At 71.3% G+C, this 8,446-nt stretch carries 8 protein-coding genes; 2 read left to right on the forward strand and 6 right to left on the reverse strand.

From position 1 onward, the window contains the following. Positions 1-136: 136 nt before the first annotated feature. Complete coding sequence (locus AB0898_RS16710) at positions 137-1,339, forward strand: Glu/Leu/Phe/Val dehydrogenase dimerization domain-containing protein (RefSeq protein WP_366803657.1); 1,203 nt, start codon at positions 137-139, stop codon at positions 1,337-1,339. Positions 1,340-1,593: 254 nt separating this feature from the next. Here AB0898_RS16710 and AB0898_RS16715 read toward each other — a convergent pair whose 3' ends face one another. Then, positions 1,594-2,379: an SGNH/GDSL hydrolase family protein gene (locus tag AB0898_RS16715; RefSeq protein ID WP_366803658.1), complete on the reverse strand. Its 786-nt coding sequence runs from the start codon at positions 2,377-2,379 to the stop codon at positions 1,594-1,596. Between the two features lie 349 nt (positions 2,380-2,728). On the opposite strand from AB0898_RS16715, the gene AB0898_RS16720 reads away from it, so the two are divergent. Beyond that, a complete protein-coding gene (locus AB0898_RS16720) occupies positions 2,729-3,526 on the forward strand; it encodes a tyrosine-protein phosphatase (RefSeq protein ID WP_366803659.1) in 798 nt (265 codons plus the stop codon). A gap of 54 nt (positions 3,527-3,580) precedes the next feature. Here AB0898_RS16720 and AB0898_RS16725 read toward each other — a convergent pair whose 3' ends face one another. The 5 genes from AB0898_RS16725 to AB0898_RS16745 form a co-directional block, all read right to left on the reverse strand. After that, the gene (locus tag AB0898_RS16725) at positions 3,581-3,703 is read right to left on the reverse strand and encodes a DUF6126 family protein (RefSeq protein ID WP_018546801.1); all 123 of its coding nucleotides are present in this window, start codon (positions 3,701-3,703) and stop codon (positions 3,581-3,583) included. Next, positions 3,700-4,323, reverse strand: a complete 624-nt coding sequence (locus tag AB0898_RS16730) for an XRE family transcriptional regulator (RefSeq protein WP_366803660.1) — start codon at positions 4,321-4,323, stop codon at positions 3,700-3,702. The genes AB0898_RS16725 and AB0898_RS16730 overlap by 4 nt, the downstream gene beginning before the upstream one ends. Positions 4,324-4,460: 137 nt before the next feature. Continuing rightward, on the reverse strand, positions 4,461-5,846 hold the full coding sequence (locus tag AB0898_RS16735; RefSeq protein ID WP_366803661.1) for an aspartate aminotransferase family protein: 1,386 nt from the start codon (positions 5,844-5,846) through the stop codon (positions 4,461-4,463). Then, a complete protein-coding gene (gene dxs / locus AB0898_RS16740) occupies positions 5,847-7,793 on the reverse strand; it encodes a 1-deoxy-D-xylulose-5-phosphate synthase (protein ID WP_366803662.1) in 1,947 nt (648 codons plus the stop codon). Between the two features lie 36 nt (positions 7,794-7,829). Beyond that, positions 7,830-8,446 (reverse strand): flavodoxin-dependent (E)-4-hydroxy-3-methylbut-2-enyl-diphosphate synthase (locus tag AB0898_RS16745; RefSeq protein WP_366803663.1); only part of this gene is annotated, 617 nt, incomplete at its 5' end.

Raw genomic sequence — 8,446 nt, forward strand, 5'->3', positions numbered from 1 at the left:
GCGGCGTCTCGGTGGTGCCTCATTATGGGCGGCACCCCCGGCGCACGGGTCCGCCGGGGGCTGAGTGACTCAGCCGGGACAGAGAAACGTCCGGTACGGCGTCGCTATTCCCACCCCGGCAAAGGAGACCACCCCCTTGACCACCCCCGCCCCCTCGCTCTCCCCCGCCCCCTTGATCTCCCTCACCTGGACCGACCACGTCACCGGCCGCCGCGGCTTCCTCGTCGTCGACCGGCTCGTACGGGGCGTCGCCAGCGGGGGTCTGCGGATGCGGCCCGGCTGCACGCTGGAGGAGGTCACCGGGCTCGCGCGCGGCATGACGATGAAGGAGGCCCTGCACTACGACCCCGCGAGCCGGTACGTCCCGCTCGGCGGGGCCAAGGGCGGCATCGACTGCGATCCGCGCGACCCGGAGGCGTACGGGCTGCTCGTACGGTACCTGCGCGCCATGCGGCCCTACATCGAGAGCTGCTGGACCACCGGTGAGGACCTCGGGCTCACCCAGGATCTCGTGGACCGGGCGGCGGCGGAGGCGGGGCTGGTGTCCTCGGTGCAGGCCGTGTATCCGCTGCTGGACGACGAACCCGCCGCCCGCGCACGCCTCGCGGCCGCCTTCGAGGTCGAGGTGGACGGGATCGGCCTGGACGAGCTGGCGGGCGGCTGCGGGGTCGCCGAGGCGTGTCTGACCGCGCTGGACCGGGCCGGAACTCCCCGGCGCGGTACGCGCGTTGCCCTCCAGGGGCTGGGCACCATGGGCGGGGCCACCGCCCGGTTCCTCGCGCGGGCGGGCCTGACCGTCGTGGCCGTGGCGGACGTCAAGGGGACGATCGCCAACGCCTCGGGGCTCGACGTGGAGGCCCTGCTCGCGGCGCGGGACGCCCACGGGACCGTCGACCGGGCCGTGTTGCGCCCCGGCGACCGCGAACTCCCGGGTGACGCCTGGCTGTCGGCGGACGCCGAGGTACTGGTGCCCGCCGCCGTGTCGTACGCGATCGACACCGCCGACCAGGAGCGGATCAGGGCGCGTTGGATCGTGGAGGCGGCCAACATGCCCGTGCTGCCGGAGGCGGAGGCCGCGCTGACCGCGCGCGGGGTGTGCGTCCTGCCCGACGTGGTGGTCAACTCCGGTACGAACGCCTGGTGGTGGTGGACCCTGTTCGGCGACATCGGCCCCGACGCCGAGGAGGCGTTCGCGCATCTGCGCCGGTCGATGCGCGCGCTGACCGGGCTGATGCTGGACCGCGCGGCGGCGGACGGTACGACGCCGCGCGCCGCCGCCCATGCCCTGGTCGCCGACCGGCTGCCGGTGATCGCGGAGCGGTACGGCTGGTATCGCTGAGCGGGGTCCGGGGCCGAGCGGGGTGGGGCCGAGCGGGGTGGGGTGGGTACGGCGCACATGTGGTCGGCACCTGTGTGTGCCGGCCACATGTGGACGCAAACCCGTCCCCGACACCGGCACCGGCACCGGCACCGGCACCGGACATGGGCCCACCCCACATGTGGGCTCAGCCCATATGAACTCAACCCATATGAGCTCGGCCCACATGGGCTCAACCCACATGGGCTCAGCCCACCCCCGCCCCCCTCACCCCCTCACGCCACCGAAGCGATCCGCATCCTGATGTCCGCCGGCGACAGCACACCCTTCGCCGTCACATGGTCCCCGGAGGACTCCCCCCGCAGCCGGCGCCCGATCCACGGCACGAGGTGCTGCCGTGCCCAGTGGACGTCGTCGCGGCGGATCTCCAGCGTGCCCCGGGGCGGCAGTTCCGGCCACGCCTGCTCCGGGTCGGCCGGGATCCGCACGCCGAGGGCCTGGCCGGCGCGCAGGGCGACCCGGGTGTGCCCCTCGGGCGAGAGGTGCAGCCGGTCGTCGTCCCAAGCCCTGCGGTCCTGCACGGACTTGAGGGACCACAGGTCGAGCACGGGACAGCCGTACCGGTCGGCGATGGCGCGCACGTGCCCGTTGTAGGTCGCGATCTTGCCGCGCAGATGCTTGAGCAACGGCACGCCGCGCGTGTCGAAGCCGGTCGCCACGAGCACGGTGCCCGCCGACGCCGCGAGCAGCGCCACCGCCTGCTCGAACCGCTCGGCCACGCCGTCCGGGTCGGTGCCGGGGCGGATGATGTCGTTGCCGCCGGCGCAGATGGACACGAGGTCCGGGGCGAGCCGGGCGGCCTTGGGCACCTGGTCCGCCGCGATCTGGTCGAGCAGCTTTCCGCGCACCGCGAGGTTGGTGTACGTGAAGTCGCCTTCAGGCCGCCGGTCGGCGAGGAGTACCGCGAGCCGGTCGGCCCAGCCCACGAACGCCCCGTCGGGGCCGGGGTCGCCGACGCCCTCGGTGAAGCTGTCCCCCACCGCCACGTACGACCCGATCATTGATGTGTTGTCACTCTTCGAATCGTCTGCCACATCGCACCATGATTCACCTTCGGATGTGACTTACGCGACCGTAGGAAGGGGTTGACGAACGGTGAGATAAGCCACTCTTAAAGAGTTTGCCAATCACGGAATAGGCGCCGCCGATCAAAATCCGGGCGGAAAAGCGGTCGGAAAGCCCCTCCGAAAGCCCTGCTGAAAGCCCGTCGGAAAGCGGCGCCGAAAGAGGTGTTCCCGCAGCTCCGGGGGCGCGGCGATCTCCGGCCCTGGCGGGACGGAGGCCATGTCGTATCGTCGACTCAGCGCCCGCCGCCGAGCCGCGTGGCGGGGCCGACCTGGAGGAGCAGCCGTGACGCAGCAGGTCCCGTCGACCGAGCCCGAACTGGCCGCCGTGCGCAATTTCCGTGATGTGGGCGGTCTGCCGACCGTGGACGGGCGGCGGGTACGACAGGGTGTGCTGTTCCGCAGCGGGCATCTCGCGCACGCGACCGAGGAGGACGCCGCTTTTCTCGGCTCGCTCGGGCTGCACACGGTGTTCGACTTCCGGAACGCGGCCGACCGCCGTCTCGAAGGCCCGGACGTGGAACTGCCCGGCGTGCGGAATGTGAACCTTCCGCTGAGCGACCCGGCCGACGGCGCCGAGTTCTGGAAGCTGGTGCGCGACGGGAATCTGGACCAGCTGCGCGGCATTCTCGCGGGCGGCCAGGGCGCGGACCGCATGGTCGCCTCGTACCGGAAGATCGTCAAGGAGCGCACCGCCGAGCACTCGCGGGTGCTGCACGCGCTGGCCGAGGACAGTGTGCCCGCGCTGATGCACTGCGCGGCGGGCAAGGACCGCGCCGGGATCTCGGTCGCGGTGACGCTGCTGGCGGTGGGCGTGGAGCGGGACGCGATCACCGACGACTATCTGATGTCCAACGCCAAGCACCGCCGCTACAAGGTCCGCCGCAGCGGCAGCCCCGACACCGCGTACACCCCCGAGGTCATGGAGCTGCTGAGCCCGCTCTTCGACGCGCGCGCCGAGTACCTCGCGGCGGCCTTCGACAGCATCGAGGAGACCTGGGGCGACGTGGACGCCTATCTGGAGCGGGGTCTGAAGCTGGCGGACGGGACGCGGGAGCGGCTGCGCGCCCGTCTGGTCGACTGAGCGGGCGGCCGCCCGCGCCCCGGGCACGCCTCGCCGGGGCGGCCCCCGCTCACCTCACCCCTTCGCCCCCAGTGAGAACAGCAGGAACAGGAACGCGGCCAGTACGTGCCCGAGGGCGACGTACACCACCAGCCGCACCCACAGCGAGCGCGGGAGTTTCTCCTCGTAGTCACTCATGACGGCCCTCCGGTCGGGTGCCCCAGGCACAGCGCGGCCGTGGGGCTCTGGAGCAGGGTGTGGACGAACAGCAGCTCGACCCCGTCCGGGTCCTCGGCGGTGAGCCGGTGCGGGGTGAGCGAGTCGAAGTGGGCGCTGTCCCCGGGCGCGAGCAGATGCGAGCCGTCGCCGAGGCCGAGCCTGAGGCGGCCCTTGAGGACGTACAGCCACTCCTCGCCGGGGTGGACGCGCACGATGTCGGGCCGGGTGCGGTACGGGATCTGCACGCGCAGCGCCTGCATTCCGCGCCCGGAGGCGCCGGCCTGGAAGTAGGTCCAGCCGGCGGCGCCGGTGGGCTCCATGTCGGCGGCGCGTACGATCGCGTCGCGGTCGGCGGTGGTCTCGCCGAGCAGTTCGGAGACGGTCGTACCGTAGATACGGGCGAGCGCGAGCAGCATCGGCAGCGAGGGCTGGCGCTGACCGGTCTCCAGCCGGGAGAGGTGGGCCGGGGAGAGTCCGGCGGTGGAGGCCGCGGCCTCCAGGGTGAGCCCGGCACGGCGGCGCAGGGCCCGCAGTTGCGGCGCCACGGCGGGCAGGTCGTCCCCCTGGCCCGCCGGTGGCACGGCGTCTGAGGCGTTCATGCCTCCATTGAGCCGCACTTTTGCCTGTGCGGCAATTTTCTTGCCTCAGAGGCAAAAACACCCCAAGGCCCGAGCCCCCGGCATCCAGCGCCGAGCCCCGGGCCCCGAGCCCCGAGCCCCGAAGCCTCAGCGCAGCGTCACCGCCCCGCCACCGCCTGCTTGATCAGCGTCCGCCCGAAGTCCCACATCAGCCCGCCCCCACTGTGCGCGTCGTCCATGACCGCCGTGAACGCCTCCACGAACCGCTCCACGTCCGCCTCGTCGATCACCAGCGGCGGAATCAGCTTGATCACCTCCAGGTGGTCGCCGGAGACCTGGGTGAGGATGCGGTGCCGTTGCAGCAGCGGTACGACGACCATCTGCGCGAAGAGCCCCTTGCGGGCGGCCTGGAGCATGGTCCAGCGGCCGCGCAGCTTGAGCGAGTCGGGCCGCCCGAACTCGATGCCGATCATCAGTCCCCGCCCGCGCACGTCGGCCAGCAGCTCGTACTTGTCGGTCAGCGCGGCGAGCCGGGACTTCAGCAGTTCGCCGACCGTACGGGCGCGGGCGACGATCTGCTCGTCCTCCATGACGGAGAGGACGGCGAGTCCGGCGGCCATGGCCTGGGCGTTGGAGCCGAAGCTCGCGGAGTGCACCAGGACACGGTCCATGGAGGAGTAGACCTTCTTGAAGATCCAGTCCTTGCCGAGGGTGGCGCTCACCGGCACATAGCCGCCGGAGAGGGCCTTGGCCACGCAGACCAGGTCCGGTTCGACGCCGTCCTCGTGCTGGTAGGCGTAGAAGTCGCCGGTGCGGCCGAGGCCGGTCTGCACCTCGTCGGCGATGAGCAACGCCTTGTGCCTGTGCAGGAGTTCCTGTGCGGCACGCAGATAGCCGGGCGGTGCCGCGTGCACGCCCTTGCCCTGGATCGGCTCCACGACGAGGGCGGCCACGTCGCCCTTCTTCAATTCCCGTTCCAGCGCGTCGAGATCACCGAGGGGTACGGCGGTGTCGGGGAGCAGGGGGGCGAAGCCGTCGCGGAAGCCGCGCTCGCCGTTGACGGAGAGGGAGCCGGTGGTGAGGCCGTGGAAGGCGTGGTCGCAGTAGAGGACGCGCGGGCGTCCGGTGGCGTAGCGGGCGAACTTGAGGGCCGTTTCGACCGCTTCGGTGCCGCTGTTGCCGAAGAACACCCGGTCCAGGTGCGGGCTGTGGGTGAGGAGCCGCTCGGCGAGGAGGCCGGGCAGCGGCTGGCAGTCGAAGCGGGTGAGGTCGGCGAGGTCGAGGTCGAGTACGTCGTGCAGGGCCTTGCGGACGACCGGGTGATGGCGGCCGAGGCCCATCACGCCGAACCCGGCGAGCATGTCGAGGTAGTCGTTGCCCTCGGCGTCGTAGAAGTGGGCGCCCTCGGCCCGCTCGTAGACCTTGTCGAAGCCGATGGTGTGCAGCATGCGCGGGAGTTGGGGGTTGAGATACCGCGCGTGCAGGTCGTAGCGTTCGGCGCCGCGCTCGGCGAGGAGCGCGCCGAGATCGAACTCCGTGCTCATTCAGCTCTCCTGTTTCTCCTGGCCCGGACGCGGGGTGCCGGTCCGCTCCCGGACGTCGCCCGAGTCCCGCTCCCGCACCTCGCGCGCGGCGAGGCTGCCGCTGATCCGTCCTGCGATCTCGACCGGTGTCAGCCCGATGTCCGCCAGCACCTCGGCCCGCTTGGCGTGCGCGAGGAACTGTTCCGGGATGCCGAACCGGCGTACGGGTACGTCCACGTCGGCGTCCCCGAGCGCGAGCGCCACGGCCGAACCGACCCCGGCCGAGCGGCTGTTGTCCTCGACGACGGCCACCAGCCGGTGTTCGGCGGCGAGTTGGGGCAGCGCCGGGTCGACGGGCTTGACCCAGCGGGGGTCGACCACCGTGCAGCCGATGCCGCGTGCCGCGAGCAGGCTCGCCACCTGGAGGCACACGGACGCCATCACGCCGACGGCGACCAGCAGGACCTGGGGCTGTTCGTCGCGGTGGAGGACGTCCATGCCGCCCACCTGGCCGACCGCCGGAATCTCGGGCCCGGCGGACTCCTTGGGAAAGCGGACCAGCGTGGGCGCGTCGTCCACGGCGACGGCTTCCCGTAGCTGCGACCGGAGTTGGGCGGCGTCGCGCGGGGCGGCGATGCGCAGTCCGGGCACGACCTGGAGGACGGACATGTCCCACATGCCGTTGTGCGAGGCGCCGTCCACGCCGGTGACGCCGGCCCGGTCCAGGACGAAGGTGACCCCGCAGCGGTGCAGGGCGACGTCCATCAGGAGTTGGTCGAAGGCGCGGTTGAGGAAGGTGGCGTAGACGGCGACGACGGGGTGCAGTCCGCCGGTGGCGAGTCCGGCGGCGGAGACGGCCGCGTGCTGTTCCGCGATGCCCACGTCCCACACCCGGTCGGGGAAGCGCTCGGCGAAGCGGCCGAGACCAACAGGGTGGAGCATGGCCGCCGTTATGGCGACGACGTCCTCGCGCTCCTCGCCGATGCGGACGATCTCGTCCTCGAACACCGAGGTCCACGAAGGGCCGTTGGAGGGGCTGAGCGGGGCGCAGGTGAGCGGGTCCATCACGCCGACGGTGTGGAAGTGGTCGGCCTCGTCCGCGAGGGCGGGCGCGTAGCCCCGGCCCTTCTCGGTGATGCAGTGGACGAGGACCGGGCCGTGGAAGCGTTTCGCGCGGCGCAGCGCGGACTCGACGGCGCCGATGTCGTGGCCGTCGATGGGGCCGACGTACTTGAGGCCCAGGTCCTCGAACATGCCCTGGGGGGCGAAGGCGTCCTTGAAGCCCTTCTTGGCGCCGTGCAGGGCCTCGTAGACGTACTTTCCGACGATCGGGGTGCCCCGGATCACCTGCTTGCCCCAGGCGAGGGCCTGTTCGTAGCCGTCGGTGGTGCGCAGGGTGGCGAGGTGGTTGGCGAGTCCGCCGATGGTGGGGGCGTAGGAGCGTTCGTTGTCGTTGACGACGATGATGAGCGGGCGGTCCTTGGCGGCGGCGATGTTGTTCAGCGCCTCCCAGGCCATGCCGCCGGTCAGCGCGCCGTCCCCGATGACAGCGACCACATGGCCGCGCTCCCCCAGCACCTGGCGTGCCTTGGCGAGACCGTCGGCCCAGCCGAGCGCGGTGGAGGCGTGGCTGTTCTCGATGACGTCGTGCTCGGACTCCTCGCGCGAGGGGTAGCCGGACAGACCGCCCTTGCCGCGCAGCTTGGAGAAGTCCTGACGTCCCGTCAGCAGCTTGTGCACATAGCTCTGGTGGCCGGTGTCCCAGAGGATCCGGTCCACGGGCGACTCGAAGACCCGGTGCAGGGCGATGGAGAGTTCCACCACGCCCAGGTTGGGTCCGAGGTGGCCGCCGGTCCGGGACACCGCCTCCACCAGGAACTCCCGTACGTCGGCGGACAGTTCGCCGAGCTCTTCCTTCGTCAGCGCCTTCAGGTCACGTGGTCCCCGGATTCTTTCCAGAATCGTCACGCCGGCCCCCTCTCGGTCCGTGTGCCGTGCCGTGTCTCAACTCGCCTGTCCCGACTCCTCGTTCGCTTCCTCCGCGAGCCGCATCGCCTCCTCGATGAGCGTTTCCACGATCTTGGATTCCGGGACGGTCTTGATGACCTCGCCCTTGACGAAGATCTGGCCCTTGCCGTTGCCGGAAGCGACACCGAGATCGGCCTCGCGGGCCTCGCCCGGGCCGTTCACGACGCAGCCCATGACCGCCACCCGCAGGGGGACCTCCATGCCCGTCAGCCCGGCCGTGACCTCCTCGGCCAGCTTGTACACGTCCACCTGCGCACGCCCGCACGACGGGCAGGACACGATCTCCAGACCGCGCTGCTTGAGGTTCAGCGACTCCAGGATCTGGAGACCGACCTTGACCTCCTCCGCCGGCGGCGCCGACAGCGAGACGCGGATCGTGTCGCCAATGCCCTGGGAGAGCAGCGCGCCGAAGGCGACCGCCGACTTGATCGTGCCCTGGAAGGCGGGGCCCGCCTCCGTCACGCCGAGGTGGAGGGGGTAGTCGCACTGCGCGGCCAACTGCCGGTACGCCTCGATCATCACGACCGGGTCGTTGTGCTTCACCGAGATCTTGATGTCCCGGAAATCGTGCTCCTCGAACAGCGACGCCTCCC

The organism is Streptomyces sp. NPDC005435 (genome assembly GCF_040703155.1).
GTDB lineage: Bacteria > Actinomycetota > Actinomycetes > Streptomycetales > Streptomycetaceae > Streptomyces.